This window comes from Streptomyces sp. NPDC085932, from assembly GCF_044540525.1.
Taxonomy (GTDB): Bacteria; Actinomycetota; Actinomycetes; order Streptomycetales; family Streptomycetaceae; genus Streptomyces; species Streptomyces levis.
Window position 1 is genome coordinate 29,709 of record NZ_JBITSJ010000011.1, and the last position, 14,008, is coordinate 43,716.

Sequence of the window (14,008 nt, forward strand, 5' to 3'; positions counted from 1 at the left end):
AGTAGACGCACCGGGCCCCTGGAGGAAGGTCACCGTGGCAGCCGACCCCCCGTCCACGCCGCCGGCCGGGCCGGTTATGGCGGTCTCCGCGCCCGACAACCGCCCGGCCGAGCTGGTCCTGGCCGGTCAGATCGGGACCGAGTCGCTGCGGGAGCTGGAACAACGCCTTGATGCCCCGCCGCTGCGGGAGGCCACCGAGTGGTTCGTGGACATGAGCGGGGTCACCCGCTTTAACCTGGCGTGCGCCTACGCGCTGCTGCGGGCGGCCACGCTGCGGCCAAAGCCCGCGACACTCACAATCCACGGGGCCCGGCGCGCCGTCCAGCGGACGCTGCGCCACGCCGGGCTCGATGCGGTCGCCGTGATCGAGGAGTGAGGACGTCAGATGACGGCGGGACTGCGGCGCTCGACGAGGACGACGTCGCGCCAGACGCCGCGGTGGCGCCCGATCCGCTCCCGGGTGCCGATGACACGAAAGCCGGCACGCCGGTGGACGGCGAGGCTGGCGGTGTTCTCGGGGAAGATCCCGGATTGGATGGTCCAGATCCCGGCCTGCTCGGTGGAGTCGATCAGCGCCTTGAGCAGGGCGGAGGCGATGCCGCGGCCACGGGCGTCGGGGCGGACGTAGACGGAGTGCTCAACCACCCCCGCGTACGCGCACCGGTCCGACACCCTGCTCGCCGGGACCCAGCCCAGCACCGACCCGTCCGCGTCGAGCGCGGCGAAGCGGTGCTCCGGCAGCTTCGCCGCATCGAACGCCTCCCATGATGGTGGGCTGGTCTCGAAGGTCGCGTTGCCCTCGTCAATGCCCGCCTGGTAGATCGCCAGCACCTGCTCGGCATGCTCCGCCGCCAGCGGCACCACCACCGCGCTCAGCGCCCCGCTCACCGCTTCCCCCTCTGTCCGATTCCGTTCGATCGTCAGGCCGCGGCCGGCAGGGTCAGCAGCTTGCCCATCGCGGCAAGCACGGACGGCTCGACCCGGTAGTAGACCCAGGTGCCGCGCCGCTCGGAGGTGAGCAGCCCGGCCTCTTTCAGCTTCTTCAGGTGGTGGGAGACGGTGGGCTGGGAGACGCCGACGTCGGAGATGTCGCACACGCACGCCTCCCCGCCCTCGTGCGAGGCCACGGCGGAGAACAGCCGCAGCCGGACCGGGTCACCAAGCGCCTTGAACATCCGCGCCGCCGTCTCGGCCTCCTCAGCGGTCATCGGCCGTTCGGTCAGCGGCGGGCAGCACGGCACCACAACCTGACCGTCGGCTTCGAGCAGCGGCAGCACCTTGGCATTCGACATGCGTCTATGTTGACACATGTCGAACTAACGCGGGAGTCCGTCACCGGCGCCCGACGTGGGCGGCCAGGCGTCGGGCGATCCGTTCCGCGTCCCGGCCCACGCCGCGCAGGGAGTTCGACGACAGGCTGCGCTGCCATTCCAGCCCGACGAGCGCCAGGCCCGGTGCCCCGGTGGCGAGGCCCTCGCGGTGGCGGGGGTTCCCGGTGGCGTCGAGAGCGCCGTCGAGGCCGGTGAGGTAGGGCAGGTCGGGGCGGTAGCCGGTGGCGAGCACGACCGTGTCGACCTCCTCCAGGCATCCGTCCGGCCAGACGAGCTTGGACCCGTCGGCGCCGGTGAACAGTGGCCGCCGGTCGGGCCTGTCGGCGGCCAGGGCGGCGCGGTAGCGGCCGTCGTCGAGGACCGGCTGCGCCGGCGGGTGCGCAAGGAACCGGCCGAGGGGCGCGGCGTCCAGGCCCGTACGGGACGTCCAGAAGTGCAGGTCGCGGCCGAGGACGCGCTGGGCTGCGAACTTCACCGGCCCGCGGGTGGCGAGCGTGACCCGTGCCGTCTCGGCGAGCTCGGCGGCGATCTGCACTGCGGAGTTGCCGGCCCCGACCACGACCACCCGGCGGCCGGAGAAGGGGGCCGGACTGCGGTAGTCGGCGGCGTGCAGCACCTGCCCGGTGAACTCCTCCAGACCCGGCAGTGTGGGCCGGTGCGGGTGCCCGAATGTCCCGGAGGCCGCCACGATGGCCCGCGCGGACAGCATCCCGCCGTCTTCCAATTCCACCGCGAAGCCGTCGCCGGTGCGGCGGACCGCGGTGACGCGGCTGCCGGTGCGGATGTCAGCGTCCAGGCGGTCGGCGTAGGCGGTGAGGTAGGCGACGACCTCGTCGCGGTGGGGGTAGCGGTCGCGGTCGGCGCCGGGGAACGGCATCCCGGGCAGGGAGCTGTACCGGGCGGGTGAGAACAGCGTGAGGCTGTCGTAGTAGTGCGGCCACGAACCGGCCGCACGGTCTGATGCCTCCAGCACCACCGGTCGCAGCCCGCGCCGCAGCAGTGCGTGGGCGGTGGCGAGTCCGGACTGGCCGCCGCCGATGACGGCGACGTCGATGTGCTCCATCAGCGAATCCCCCTGAGTTCGATAGATGTCTATGTTGACGCTCATCAATACAGGTGTCATGCTGGGCCGCGCAAGCCATCGACAGATGTCGAAACACGCAAGGAGTCGCCGTGAACGCGCCCGCCACCACCGAGCTGCCCGTCGTCGTGATCGGGGCCGGCCCCGCCGGTCTGGCCGCCGCCGCCCACCTCATCAACCAGGGCATCGAACCCCTGGTCCTGGAAGCCGGCCAGAGGGCCGGTGCCGCGGTGCGCGAGTGGTCGCACGTGCGGCTGTTCTCCACTTGGGGTGAGGTCGTCGACCCGGCGGCCGAGAAGCTCCTCGCTCCCACCGGCTGGACGCGGCCGGATCCGGCCACCTACCCCTCCGGCGGCGACTGGGCCGAGCAGTACCTGCAGCCGCTCGCCGACGTCCTCGGCGACCGTGTCCGCACCGGCGCCACGGTCACCGGCGTCTCTCGGGCCGGCCGGGACAGGATCGTGGATGCCGACCGCGAGGCCCAGCCGTTCGTCGTGCACGTCGCCTACGCCGACGGCCGTGAGCAGCGCCTCTTCGCCCGCGCGGTCATCGACGCCTCCGGCACCTGGACCACGCCCAGCCCGGCCGGCGGCAGCGGACTGCCCGCGCTCGGCGAAAAGGCCGCCGCGGACCGGATCACCTACCGCGTCCCGGACCTGAAGAACCCCGCCGTCCGCGCCCGGTACGCGGGCAAGCGCACCGCCGTGATCGGCTCCGGCGCCTCCGCGTTCACCGCACTCGCCTACCTCGCCGACCTCGCCAAGTCCAACGACGGCACGGGCACCAAGGGCGTGTGGATCCTGCGCCGAGGCATCTCCGGCTCCACCTTCGGCGGCGGCGAAGCCGACCAGCTCCCGGCGCGCGGCGCCCTGGGCCTGGCCGCCAAGGCCGCCGTCGACGCCGGCCACGCAGACGCGGTCACCGGCTTCCGCACCGAGGCCATCGAGCGCGACGCCGACAACCGGCTGCTCCTGGTCGGCGAGGACGGACGCCGCCTGGACCCGGTCGACGAGGTCATCGTGCTGACCGGCTTCCGCCCCGACCTGTCCTTCCTCTCCGAGCTGCGCCTCGGCCTCGACGAACGCCTCCAGGCCCCAGTCGAGTTGGCTCCGCTGATCGACCCCAACCAGCACTCGTGCGGCACCGTCTACCCGCACGGCCACCGCGAGCTCTCCCACCCCGAGCAGGGCGTCTACCTGGTCGGCATGAAGTCCTACGGCCGCGCCCCGACGTTCCTGGCGATGACCGGCTACGAGCAGGTCCGCTCCGTCGCCGCCGCGATCGCCGGTGATCTCGAGTCCGCCGACCGCGTCGAACTCACTCTCCCCGAGACAGGGGTGTGCGGTGGTGCGGGCCTGTTCGACGCCCCCGACGCCGCTCAGGGCGACGGCGGCGGCTGCTGCGCCCCGGCGCCGCAGCTCGTCCAGCTCGGCGCCCCCGCCGCGGTCGGCGCGGCCGCCGAGGAGGCACCGGCGGGCGGCTGCTGCGGCTCGTGACCAACCTGAGCACCCCTGCGCGCGGGGGCGCGACCGGAACAGGGGACCGGTCGCGCCCCAGCGCCGCCCTGCCCGCCCTCTGCGCTACGCAGATCGTGAGCTGGGGCATCGTCTACTACGCCTTCCCCGTCCTCAACCCCCAGATCACCGCCGCGACCGGCTGGCCTACCGGGGCGACCACCGCGGCGTTCTCCCTCGCTCTCGTCATCTCCGCCCTCGCCGGAATCCGCGTCGGGCGCATCCTCGACCGGCGCGGCCCGCGCGCCGTCATGACCGCAGGGTCTGTGCTCGGCGTCATCAGCCTGCTGATCGTGGCTACGGCCCGGAACCTCCCGCTCTTCGTCGCCGGTTGGACGCTCGCCGGACTCGCGATGGCGGCCACCTTCTACCAGCCCGCGTTCGCCGCCCTCACCCGCTGGTGGACCCCCGACCACGTGCGCGCCCTGACCATCGTCACCCTCGCCGGCGGGCTGGCCTCCACCGTCTTCGCACCCCTGACCGCGACCCTCGCCGACCACCTGTCCTGGCGCCACACCTACCTCGTACTCGCCGGCATCCTCGCCGTCATTACCATCCCCGCTCACGCCCTGGCCCTGCGCGCACCCTGGCCCGACGCCCCAACCGCTCCTGCACACGCTGCTGTGGGCGCGGCTGGCGTTGGGCGCAGCCGGCCGTTCCTCATGCTCGCCGCCGCCTTCACCCTGTCGGGCTTCGCGATGTACGCCGTCGTCGTCGCGCTCATCCCGCTCCTCCTGGAACGCGGGTACACCACCAGCCAGGCCGCCTGGGCCCTCGGCATCGGCGGCGCTGGACAGACACTCGGCCGCACCCTGTACGCAGCCCTAGCCCGCCGCACCACCGCCACCGCCCGCACCACAATCCTGATCGCGCTCGGCGCGCTGACCACCGTCGCCTTCGCCGCCGCGGCCGGCCCTTACGCCCTGCTCATCGCCGTGTCGATCGTGGCCGGCATGGTCCGCGGCAACCTCACCCTCCTCCAGGCCACCGCCATCATCGACCGCTGGGGCACCACCCACTACGGCCGCCTCTCCGGACTCCTCGCAGCACCGGCCACCACAGCGGCAGCCCTCGCGCCGTTCGCCGGCGCCGCCCTGGCCGTGCCCCTCGGCGGTTACGAGCCCCTCTTCTTCCTCCTGGCTACCATCTCCCTGGCCGCCGCCCTCATCGCACCGTGGACAGCAACCGGTGTCACATGCCGCCGATCCCCACGGGTCTAACCGCCGCCACATCCCTGCAGGCACAGACGAACCCGCCTTCGTCCCCGGCTCCAACCCGGCGACGACGCGCAGGTTCAGCGGTTGGGGCCTCCAGGAATCCGCGAACTCGCGCGCTTCCGACCGGGCCGCGCAGAAGGTCCGCCGCCAGGAGCAAGGTCACCAGTACGTCGAGTCCCGGCTGATCGCGTTGGGCGCTGCCGTGCCGCGGGCCGGGTGCGATCCGGCGGTGTGGCTGCGAGAGGCCCTGGAGGCGGTCGGCACCCGTGCCGTTCGCCACCGCGGCTGTCACAGGTACGTCTTCCCGCTCGGCCGCAACCGGCGACAACGCGCCCGCATCAAGATCGGGTTCGATGCGCGACCGGCCTACCCGCGCCGTCCCGACCCCGAACCGGCCGCCCGGTGACGGCCACCCACTCCCTCCCCCGGACCCTTCCCTGGAGCAGTCATGCCCGCCTTGCCCACCGTCTGCCCTGCCCCCACCCCGGACCTGGCCGCCTACGACCTGCTCGCACCGCAGCTGTCCGGTGGCAAGGACAGCAGCGTCATGCTGTGGTCCTTCACGCAGGACGCCGCGGCGGCCGGGGTCACCGACCGGGTGATCACCTACCACGCCACGCTCGGGCCGCTGGAGTGGCCGGCCGTGCACATCGACGGCACGCGCTACCCGTCGATGTCCGAGCTCGCCGCCGCCCAGAGCGCTGCCTGCGGGATCCCGCCCGAACGCCATGTGGAAGTCGCACGGCCCGCGTTCTTACTCACCGAGATCGCCGCCTACGGCCGCTTCCCCCGCATGGGCAGCCCCTACTGCCGCAAGTACGCCAAGGAGTCGATCATCTCCAGCGCCTGGACACCCCTGGTGCGGCGCCTGCGCCGCGAGCTCGGCCGACCCGTACGCATCCTCAAGGTCATGGGCCTGCGCGCCGACGAGAGCCGCGACCGCGCCGACCATCCCGCCTACCGCAACGTCCTCACCAACAGCGCCCGTATCGTCGACGAGTGGCTGCCGGTCAAGGACTGGCCCACCGCCGCCGTCCTCGAATGGCATCAGGACGCGCCCGTGCCCCACCACTGGACTTATGACTCCTACCCGGGCGCGGACGACTGGCGGGGGACCAGTCGGTGTTCGTGCTCGCTGTGCGTGTTCGCCTCCAAGCGGGACCTGCTGCTCGCCATCGCCCGCCGGCCCCGGCTCGCCGCGCTGTATGCCGAGGTCGAATCCGCCCGCGGCGACAGCTTCCGCCCCGACTGGCGCATCACCGACCTCATCACAGCCAGCCGCCAGCCCACCGCCCCCGACCCCGGCATCGTCCTGCCCGACGACGGCCCCGACATGGACCTGCTGGAGCAGCAAGTACGCCGCGCGCTGCAGAAGCCGCCCCGCAAGGCCGTCGACTTGGCCGCCCACCCGCCCTCCGGCCCCACCTGCGACGGCTGCACCGCGGGCACCACCGCTCCCTGACTGTCCCTCCCCGTTCCTCCAGAGAGGCATACTGACCATGATGACGACCAGCACCCAACGCCTGTTGGAACTGTCCGCAGCCGCACCGGCCGCTGACGGCGAGGACCTCCTGAACCTGCTGCGCGAAGGCAACGTGCTCTACCACCAAGGCCTGCAGGAGACCCACCAGGCGACCGCGACCCGCCTGCAGGGGCTGTCCACCGCCGACCTCGCATCCGCAGCCGAAGCAGCCAACGTCCCCTACGACGCCTCACGGGACCGGGAAGAGATGGTGCTCCTCCTCGCCCTGGCCGAATGGGACATGACCCCCGCGGCACTCGCCTACTCCGCCATGGTGGAAGACGCCGCCCACCGAGGGATCGGCCTCCTCCCCGAGGTGTGACCTCTCGTGGCGGCCTCAGCCCCCGGGTCAAGCGGGGCCGTACCCCTGTCCCCCTTTTGCCGTGTGCCATGGGCGGACCTCGCGCGCCGGGTCCGCTTACGCCATGTAGGGCAGGGATTGTGGGCAGCGGAAAATCCTGGCGCGCCGAGGTGGATGACAGACGCCGCCTCCGGGCAGCGAGAGGACCCGGGGCCGACCTGAAATCTGTCGATCGGCTGGACTTCAGCGCGCCACTCACGTCATTATGGGCGACGTGAGCCGGGTGGGCCGGCTCCTCGCTACGCGACGAGGTGTTCAGTCATGGCTGCACAGTCCGAGACACACCTCATCGACGCTGCAGGAATCCGTACGGAACATGGACTGAGCGCGCAGAGCGTCAGCCGTCTGTACGCCGAACGGGAGAGCAACGGCTTTCCCGAGGCTGTTGGGCAACGCGGCCGCGGCCGGGCCCGGCTGTGGAACAAGGATGAGGTGGACAGATGGTTCGCCCAGCGCAAGCTGTCTCGCTTCCAGGATCATAAGCCGCCCACCCGCGACCCGAACGAGTTGCTCAACGCCGCCCAGGCATCACGGTTCCTGGGCTACAAGAGCTCGAAGCAGGTCACCACCTACATCCGTGAGCACCCCGGCTACTTCCCCGAACCCGACGTGGTCGAGGAACTTGGAACACCCGAGCGGCCCTATCGCCGGCAACTGTGGCGCGTACAAACGCTACTGGACTGGATGAAGACCAGGCCCGGCCGCGGCAAGCGCAGCGAGGCCAAGCGCTCCGCACTACCGTCTCCGAATGTGCCCGTCGACGGCGATCCGGACGAACTGCTGGGGGCGTCTCAGGCCGCCGTACTGCTCGGGTTCAAGAGCATCAACACGTTCAGCAGCAGTCTCGCCCAGGGCAACCTCCCGCTGTTGAACACCGTGGACGCCTATAGCGAGAAGGGCGGATATCGCCGGTGGACGCGCCGGCGCATCCTCGAGCAAGCTGCCCAGCGTGGGCTCAGGTAGCACAACGGGCAGGTGAGCACCTCGCTCCACTGCCCCTCACAGACGCGGTCTCCGGCTAAGGGTTGTTGATCCCCGTGCGAGCCGGTTACCGCAGGCGATGGCCGGCATGGCGTAGCTCGCCACTACGCCCCGCAGCAGCCCATGCTGCTGCGGACCGGCCATCGTCCACGTTTCAAAGCCTTCAGAATCACCCTGTGATCGAGGGCGCAGCTCCTGCGATGCGATCCTCGCGATGCTCCATACGCGCCCGATACCGCCCAAGGTGCCGAGCAGCAGGATGTCTCTCAGTCGTGACCCTGGTCGGGCCTTGGTGGTCGGTGGTCTGGTCGTGGTGCCTGGGTTTTCTGATCGGTACCTGATGCCGTCGGTTGAACGGCCCGCGTTTGGTTGGGTCCACATGGCGCGTGCCGAGAAGGAAGCCTCATGTCCCGCTCCCCTGCAGCAACACCCGATTCCCCTCCGTCTCCCAGCCCCGTCGAGGCCTTGAGCCACCAGCTCATGACGGCTCTCGCCCAGCACCGCATCGCCACCACCGGCCAACTGCGCCGGATGCTGCGCCCGGACGGCACACGGCAGCTGATCTCCCGCGCTCTGAACAGGCTGCGCTCCGACAACCTCGTCGACTACACGGTCCTGCCGGGCTCGGACCGCTCCCGTACCCGCGCCTGGTACCTCACCCCCGACGGGGCGCGCCTGACCCGGGACCTGCCCGTCCTGCGAGGCCGGCCGCCTTACCCCATCACCTCTACGACCGCGGCTTCGCTGAAGACCGCGCACACCCTGACCGTGGTGCGCGCCCATCTGGCGTTCGCGGCCGATGCCCGCCGGCTCGGGCACGAGCACGGCCCCTGGGACTGGACACCGGAGGTGTCGCACTCCATCGGTGAAGGTGAGCGGGTGGTGGCCGACGCCGTCCTGTACTACACGGCCGTCGAGGGCGAGCAGCGGCGTAAGCTGCGCGCGTTCGTGGAGGTGGACCGCGCCACCATGAGCGGTGAACGCCTGGCGGTGAAGCTGATCGACTACGCACGGCTGCATCAGTACGAGGCCCAGCCGGTCGGCCGGCGCAGGAACGCCGCCTCCGAGCCCGGCTGGATGCGCTGGTACCCAATCTTCCCCCGCGTGCTGTTCGTTCTGACCGGCGCCTCGCGGACCAGGCTGGAGGGCAGGATCAACGACCTGCAGGCGATGGCCGCCCAGCACCCCCTGGTCGCCGCCCTCGCCCGCCAGGTGCCACTCGGGGCGGCCGTGCTCGAAGACCTCGAACAACACGGCCCCGCCGCGACAGCGTGGACGCCACTGGCCGGCGGCGCACCCCGCCCCTGGACGGACCTGTGACGATGTCGCTGCGCTGGCGCAGCCAGTGCAGCAGGGCCTCCTCGGCGCCCCGGGCAGTGCCCGAGGCGCCGAGGTGTTCGCCGCGTCAGCCGCTAATCCCACCTGCGGGTGCTCCGGAGAAGCCGTGCTACGGCGTGGTCAGCGACCGCAACCGGTCGGCGATGTCGTAGACGGTCAGGCGCAGGGCGCGGATGTCGGTGATCAGGTCGCGCCACGGGGTGTAGGAGTCGTCGACGGTTTCTCCGGAGGCCCGGATGTAAGCGATGGCGACGCCGTAGGCGAGGAACTCGTTGCGCGCCGGCAGCGGCCGCAGTAGGACGAGCTGCTCCAGCAGAGCGGCCGCGCGCCAGAAGGCGTCCGGCGCGCCGACCTCGATGCTCGGGGTGTTCACGCGGTGGCGGGCGACGGCGGCCACGAGCCCTGAGTAGTCGCGCACGGTGAGCTGTTTGCCGAGCAGTTCCTCCTGCCGGTCCAGGAGCCAGCGGATGTCGATGTGCAGATCCAAGATCAAGCCGCCCGGTGTGCGCTGTCGACGCCCTCAGCCAAGCCTCCGAAGTCACGGTCGAAGGCCTCGGCGATGCCGGGCCGGGCGACCACCTCGCGGAACGCCGCGGTGGCATCGGCTAAAGGTTGTCCCGTAACTGATCTTGAGGTCGGTTTTTGACGTGGTCGACCGCTGCATGCACTCACCTGTCATCCAGCGAGGTTGAGGTTGTGCAGGCGAGCGATGCCGAGCATGGCGTAGTGGATGCCGTCGCCCTTGAGGCGGCAGTCGCGCAGGATCTTCCAGCTCTTCATGCGGGCGAAAGTGTGCTCGACGCGGGCCCGGACGCGTTTGTGGGAGCGGTTGTGTTCTTCCTTCCAGGCGGGTAGGTCCTCGCTCCTGGCCCTGCGGTGCGGGATGACAAGGCCGGTGCCCTGGTAGCCGCCGTCGGCGATGGTCACGGTCTTGCCGACGGCGTCCTTGGCACCGGATTCCTCCCAGCCGCGGGAGTCGTGCCGGTTTCCGGGCAGAGGACGGCCGACCACGACGACCAGCCGGGTGTCGGCGTCGATGACGACCTGGTGGGCTGTGGAGTAGCGGTAGTTCTTCGACTGCTCGGCGATCGTGCGGTCCCGGGTGGGGACCAGGGTGCCGTCCACGATGAGCACGGTGTCCTTCGCGAACCTCTTGCGTGGCTGGAGCGCGAGCTGGGGCCCGAGGTGGTCGATGATCCGGTCGGCCGCCGACTTCGAGATGCCGAACAGCGGGGCGAGCTGGCGCATCGTCAAGTTCGTGCGCCAGTACGCGACGACCAAGAGGATGCGGTCCTCCAGCGGCAGCCTCCAGGGGCGCCCGCGATGCTCCTTGGCCGCGGTTTCGCGGCGCACAGCCGTCACCAGCTTGCCGAAACAGCGTGGGCTCAGCCCGGTGAACGGGGCTATCCAGGACGGCTCCGACGCCGTGATCACACCGGCCATCCGGAGATCATTTCAGTTGCCGGCACTCTTCCTCACGGCGATCCTGGACTACGAACAGCCAAGGGGGACAAGGTGGGACTGATGCTCTTCCCGGGCGACGACGACGTGGCGAGTCCGGACGTCTCCTGGTCATACACCGGCTTCAGCATGTTCAGGAAGTGGTTGGCTCAGGCCGAGGGGTTCACCCTCACCGAAATGAACGGCTTCGGCGGAGAGCGCCAGTGGCGCAGTGTCTCCACCACGCTGGCGCCACTGCTCAACCATCCAGACGACGACGGCCCCGACCTGACGCCAGCTCAATGCGCGGCCATGCTGCCCCGGCTGGAAGCGATTCTCGACCAGCGACAGTCTGACGACAGCGACCCTGTCATCCGACGGCGCATCGAAGACGTCAGAGAGTTGATCAACGTCCTGCGGTTCTGCGTGGACAAGGACGTCGAGCTCATCTTCGGGTAGCCCCGGGAGCGCGGAGTGCCCCGCCCGCAGGGATGGGCCGTGGTTACGGGACAGCCTTTAGACGCAGCTGGTTCTCCTCCTGGACCGCGAGGTCCGCCAGGAGCGCCCTCACGCTCGTGCCCCGGGCCGCCGCGATGGCAGCCAGCCGGTCCCTGGTCTCCGTGTCGATCTTCACCGTCGTGTCTGCCATATCCCCGAGTATGCACCCGCGACTACCTTCACGAATACCCTTCGCGGAGCGGGACGCGTGCTCATGCCGGGAGGCGTCCTTCTGTCCGGCGAATGCCCAGGTGAGTGAACTGTTTCGGCTGGATGTTCGTCGGAGGTCGGGACGATCTCAGGCGTTCCACCACTCGTCGGTGCCGCAACCGACCTCGTAGTGCCCCCAGCCTTCCTCCTGGCCTTGCTGCAGAAGGGCCTTGATCCCGACGAAGTCCGCGCCGGCCGGGGCGGTGAAGGCCACCAAGGGGAAGTCCTCACTGAAGACCTCGCCTGCGAGGTTGAATGCCGACAGGCGCTGATGCACCGCGTGTGGACTGCGCCCCAGGGGGCCGGTGGGTACGGGCACCACACGGATCGTGCAGTTGCCAGAGGGACTGACCCGCCCGACGGCCCAGTGGAGCCCGTCGGAGTCGGTCCGAAACCGCACCACATCGCCCTCGGCCACCCCGTCCTGCAAGAAAGGCGCGTTTTGCACACAGGCCGTGTCATCACCGAGCCTCGTCGCCCACAGCCCCTCAGTGTCCTGCGGGAACCACCCCTCACGAGGGACGAACCGGAACCAGACCTTAATCTTCTCGACCGTGCTCTCCATGACGGTCATCATGCGCCGACCGGCCCCCCCCCACCCCCCCCCACCGGGCCGGGCCCGGCCCGGGCCATCAGCCGGAGCTGCCACGCCGACGTCAGAGGACAACTGGCAAGCTCAGCCTCGCCTTGCAGCGCTCGCACGCATCAAGACCGCGCTGCCGGCTGACGCCGTGGCGCAGGTGGTACAACGGCCGTCGCCGTCGGGGTGGCACGCCGGGACATGGGGCCGGGGGCAGGTGCAGCAGCCGTCGCCGCCGAGGCGGGCGCACCGGGGCGCGGGGCCAGGGCAGGCGCGGCAGCGCGGCCAGCCAGGCAGGCCAGGCAGGCCAGGCAGAGGTCCTCGCCGGGCGCCGTCACGGGCACTCCGCAGCCGGCGCATTCCACCAGCGCCCGGTAGGCCAGGGCCTCTGTCACCGTACGGGCCGCGGCCGCGCCCGAGGACCGCTCTGCGCATGCTGTCCGGGGGCCCGGCTCGGACGGCTGAGAGGTGATGTGGTGGCCGGCCGCGCCCGCGGGCGGTGGGTAGGCCTGGGCGGCACGCAGCCAGGCCGCGATGATCGCACCGACCGAGGTCCGCACCGGTGTGGGCAGGGGCCGGCCGGTGATGACGTGTCGCAGTTGCTCGGCGCTCCAGCCCTCCCCCAGCATCACGGTGATCACCCGGCCCTGATCGGTCAGACCCGTGCCCGTCAGCAGCAACTCCGGGCGGCTCGCTTTCGATCTCCAGCAGCAACCGGATCCCCGGACGCAGCTTCAGTCCGCTCTTGACGACCGCCTCGCCGTCACGGCTTCGGCGCGCCATGTCGGTGGCGGTCATGCGCCAGCCGTCCGGTGGGTGCTCATCAGTCCGAACAGGCGGGTCCGAGCTGGCCGTAGAGGTACGGAGGAAGTCGCCCTGAACCTCACCGTGCAGGCTGGCGCCCCGTTCGTCGAGCAGAACCACGACAGATCGCACTGGACCCGCTGGCGTGGTTGTCGATGCTCGCACTGACGGGCGAGGCCGGGTGCTGGGAGCCCCGCCGCCTGCGCACCACGGCGGGACAACTCGTGACCACCGGCCGTAGGCGGATCCTCCGCCTGGCCCGGCACTGGCCCTGGAGCGGCCACATCACCACAGCCCTCGACAGGCTCACCCACCTGCCCGACCCTGGCTGACCAGCGGATTCCCCATCCCTGCAACAGCGCCTCGACACCCGGAGCAGTGGAATCCGACGCCATCCCAAGGCGACGCTCGGGTCTTCGGCCTGCGCAGGTTCAGTCCACGGCACGAAACGGTCCACCGACTTCGTCGGCGGACTGTCAAGAAAGACCGAGGTTAAACGACAAGTTGAAAGCTATTGCACAACGTAGATCACGACAGGATCTGGGCCACCTGCGTCAAGATCAACTGTCCGGCCGTGCTGGGTTTCGACCGCTTCAGTGAAGTCTTTCAAGCACCGTCTGCGTGATCAATACACGTGCGCAACACCCTTTAGCTCCAGGCGCACGGAGCGATCCGTAACTCAAGGGCTGGCTGAAGGTTACGGACATCCTTCAGATTCACAAGCATCACTTCGGTGACAGCACCGTTGCCCACCGGGCAACGAACTACCTACAAGAAACGCTGCAGCAGCCGCGCGGCTTGGACGTGCTGATATTCATTCGCTAGATCAAGGGGGCCCTTTCCAGGATCACCGGTAATTATCGGAGATGCCCCATATGCAAGGAGGACGGCAATCAGCGTCACTCCCATCTCCTGACCGCTCTGGATGGCAACATCGGCCTCATAGTCAACAGCGTGAGCCAAAAGCGTCATACCACAGCAAACTTCATTCGGGTCCGCGCCAGAGTCCAACAGCCGAGCCAACTCAACCACATCGCCATCTTCAACAGCCTGGTGGGTCGGGCTCCATAGATTACTCACATACTCAATCATCCTCTGATGATACATGAACCCCCCGAAGCCCCACAGGGC

16 protein-coding genes and 1 pseudogene are annotated in these 14,008 nt (G+C 70.0%); 9 read left to right on the forward strand and 8 right to left on the reverse strand.

Annotation, left to right across the window (positions count from 1 at the left end; genetic code table 11):
* Window positions 1-34 precede the first annotated feature (34 nt).
* A complete protein-coding gene (locus ACIGAQ_RS36840; protein WP_399790947.1) occupies window positions 35-376 on the forward strand; it encodes an STAS domain-containing protein in 342 nt (113 codons plus the stop codon).
* Window positions 377-381: 5 nt separating this feature from the next.
* Here the strand turns inward: ACIGAQ_RS36840 and ACIGAQ_RS36845 are convergent, their stop codons facing one another.
* The 3 genes from ACIGAQ_RS36845 to ACIGAQ_RS36855 are packed head-to-tail and all read right to left on the reverse strand — an operon-like array spanning window position 382 to window position 2,394.
* On the reverse strand, window positions 382-888 hold the full coding sequence (locus ACIGAQ_RS36845; RefSeq protein WP_399790950.1) for a GNAT family N-acetyltransferase: 507 nt from the start codon (window positions 886-888) through the stop codon (window positions 382-384).
* 32 nt (window positions 889-920) lie between these two features.
* Complete coding sequence (locus ACIGAQ_RS36850) at window positions 921-1,292, reverse strand: helix-turn-helix transcriptional regulator (RefSeq protein ID WP_215170288.1); 372 nt, start codon at window positions 1,290-1,292, stop codon at window positions 921-923.
* A gap of 40 nt (window positions 1,293-1,332) precedes the next feature.
* Window positions 1,333-2,394 (reverse strand): flavin-containing monooxygenase, encoded by a 1,062-nt coding sequence (locus ACIGAQ_RS36855; RefSeq protein ID WP_399791063.1) that lies wholly within the window; start codon window positions 2,392-2,394, stop codon window positions 1,333-1,335.
* A gap of 110 nt (window positions 2,395-2,504) precedes the next feature.
* Between ACIGAQ_RS36855 and ACIGAQ_RS36860 the strand changes: the two genes are divergently transcribed.
* The 6 genes from ACIGAQ_RS36860 to ACIGAQ_RS36885 all read left to right on the forward strand — a co-directional run bounded on the left by ACIGAQ_RS36860 (window position 2,505) and on the right by ACIGAQ_RS36885 (window position 9,327).
* A complete protein-coding gene (locus ACIGAQ_RS36860; protein ID WP_399790953.1) occupies window positions 2,505-3,908 on the forward strand; it encodes an NAD(P)-binding domain-containing protein in 1,404 nt (467 codons plus the stop codon).
* Complete coding sequence (locus ACIGAQ_RS36865) at window positions 3,905-5,146, forward strand: MFS transporter (protein WP_399790956.1); 1,242 nt, start codon at window positions 3,905-3,907, stop codon at window positions 5,144-5,146. Before ACIGAQ_RS36860 ends, ACIGAQ_RS36865 begins: the two co-directional genes overlap by 4 nt.
* Before the next feature lie 445 nt (window positions 5,147-5,591).
* Window positions 5,592-6,605 carry a phosphoadenosine phosphosulfate reductase gene (locus ACIGAQ_RS36870; RefSeq protein ID WP_399790959.1) on the forward strand — a complete coding sequence of 338 codons (1,014 nt, stop codon included), beginning with the start codon at window positions 5,592-5,594 and terminating at the stop codon, window positions 6,603-6,605.
* 40 nt (window positions 6,606-6,645) lie between these two features.
* On the forward strand, window positions 6,646-6,987 hold the full coding sequence (locus tag ACIGAQ_RS36875; protein ID WP_399790961.1) for a hypothetical protein: 342 nt from the start codon (window positions 6,646-6,648) through the stop codon (window positions 6,985-6,987).
* 300 nt (window positions 6,988-7,287) lie between these two features.
* Window positions 7,288-7,989 (forward strand): hypothetical protein, encoded by a 702-nt coding sequence (locus ACIGAQ_RS36880; protein ID WP_399790964.1) that lies wholly within the window; start codon window positions 7,288-7,290, stop codon window positions 7,987-7,989.
* A gap of 498 nt (window positions 7,990-8,487) precedes the next feature.
* On the forward strand, window positions 8,488-9,327 hold the full coding sequence (locus ACIGAQ_RS36885) for a replication-relaxation family protein (RefSeq protein ID WP_399790967.1): 840 nt from the start codon (window positions 8,488-8,490) through the stop codon (window positions 9,325-9,327).
* A 127-nt stretch (window positions 9,328-9,454) separates the two neighbouring features.
* Here the strand turns inward: ACIGAQ_RS36885 and ACIGAQ_RS36890 are convergent, their stop codons facing one another.
* Together ACIGAQ_RS36890 and ACIGAQ_RS36895 are read right to left on the reverse strand one after the other, a co-directional pair.
* A complete protein-coding gene (locus tag ACIGAQ_RS36890) occupies window positions 9,455-9,832 on the reverse strand; it encodes a toxin Doc (RefSeq protein ID WP_399791066.1) in 378 nt (125 codons plus the stop codon).
* A gap of 188 nt (window positions 9,833-10,020) precedes the next feature.
* A complete protein-coding gene (locus ACIGAQ_RS36895) occupies window positions 10,021-10,788 on the reverse strand; it encodes a transposase (RefSeq protein WP_399790970.1) in 768 nt (255 codons plus the stop codon).
* A gap of 81 nt (window positions 10,789-10,869) precedes the next feature.
* On the opposite strand from ACIGAQ_RS36895, the gene ACIGAQ_RS36900 reads away from it, so the two are divergent.
* Complete coding sequence (locus tag ACIGAQ_RS36900) at window positions 10,870-11,244, forward strand: hypothetical protein (protein WP_394814359.1); 375 nt, start codon at window positions 10,870-10,872, stop codon at window positions 11,242-11,244.
* 43 nt (window positions 11,245-11,287) lie between these two features.
* Here the strand turns inward: ACIGAQ_RS36900 and ACIGAQ_RS36905 are convergent, their stop codons facing one another.
* Window positions 11,288-11,434, reverse strand: coding sequence for a hypothetical protein (locus ACIGAQ_RS36905; protein ID WP_399790973.1), 147 nt, complete (start codon window positions 11,432-11,434; stop codon window positions 11,288-11,290).
* 147 nt (window positions 11,435-11,581) lie between these two features.
* A complete protein-coding gene (locus ACIGAQ_RS36910; RefSeq protein ID WP_399790976.1) occupies window positions 11,582-12,070 on the reverse strand; it encodes a DUF4265 domain-containing protein in 489 nt (162 codons plus the stop codon).
* 929 nt (window positions 12,071-12,999) lie between these two features.
* Between ACIGAQ_RS36910 and ACIGAQ_RS36915 the strand changes: the two are divergent.
* A pseudogene (locus ACIGAQ_RS36915) lies at window positions 13,000-13,209 on the forward strand (IS1380 family transposase); the annotation flags it as partial.
* A gap of 436 nt (window positions 13,210-13,645) precedes the next feature.
* Here ACIGAQ_RS36915 and ACIGAQ_RS36920 read toward each other — a convergent pair.
* Entirely contained in the window at window positions 13,646-13,969 is a 324-nt protein-coding gene (locus tag ACIGAQ_RS36920; protein WP_399790979.1) for an ankyrin repeat domain-containing protein, read from the reverse strand.
* Window positions 13,970-14,008 lie beyond the last annotated feature (39 nt).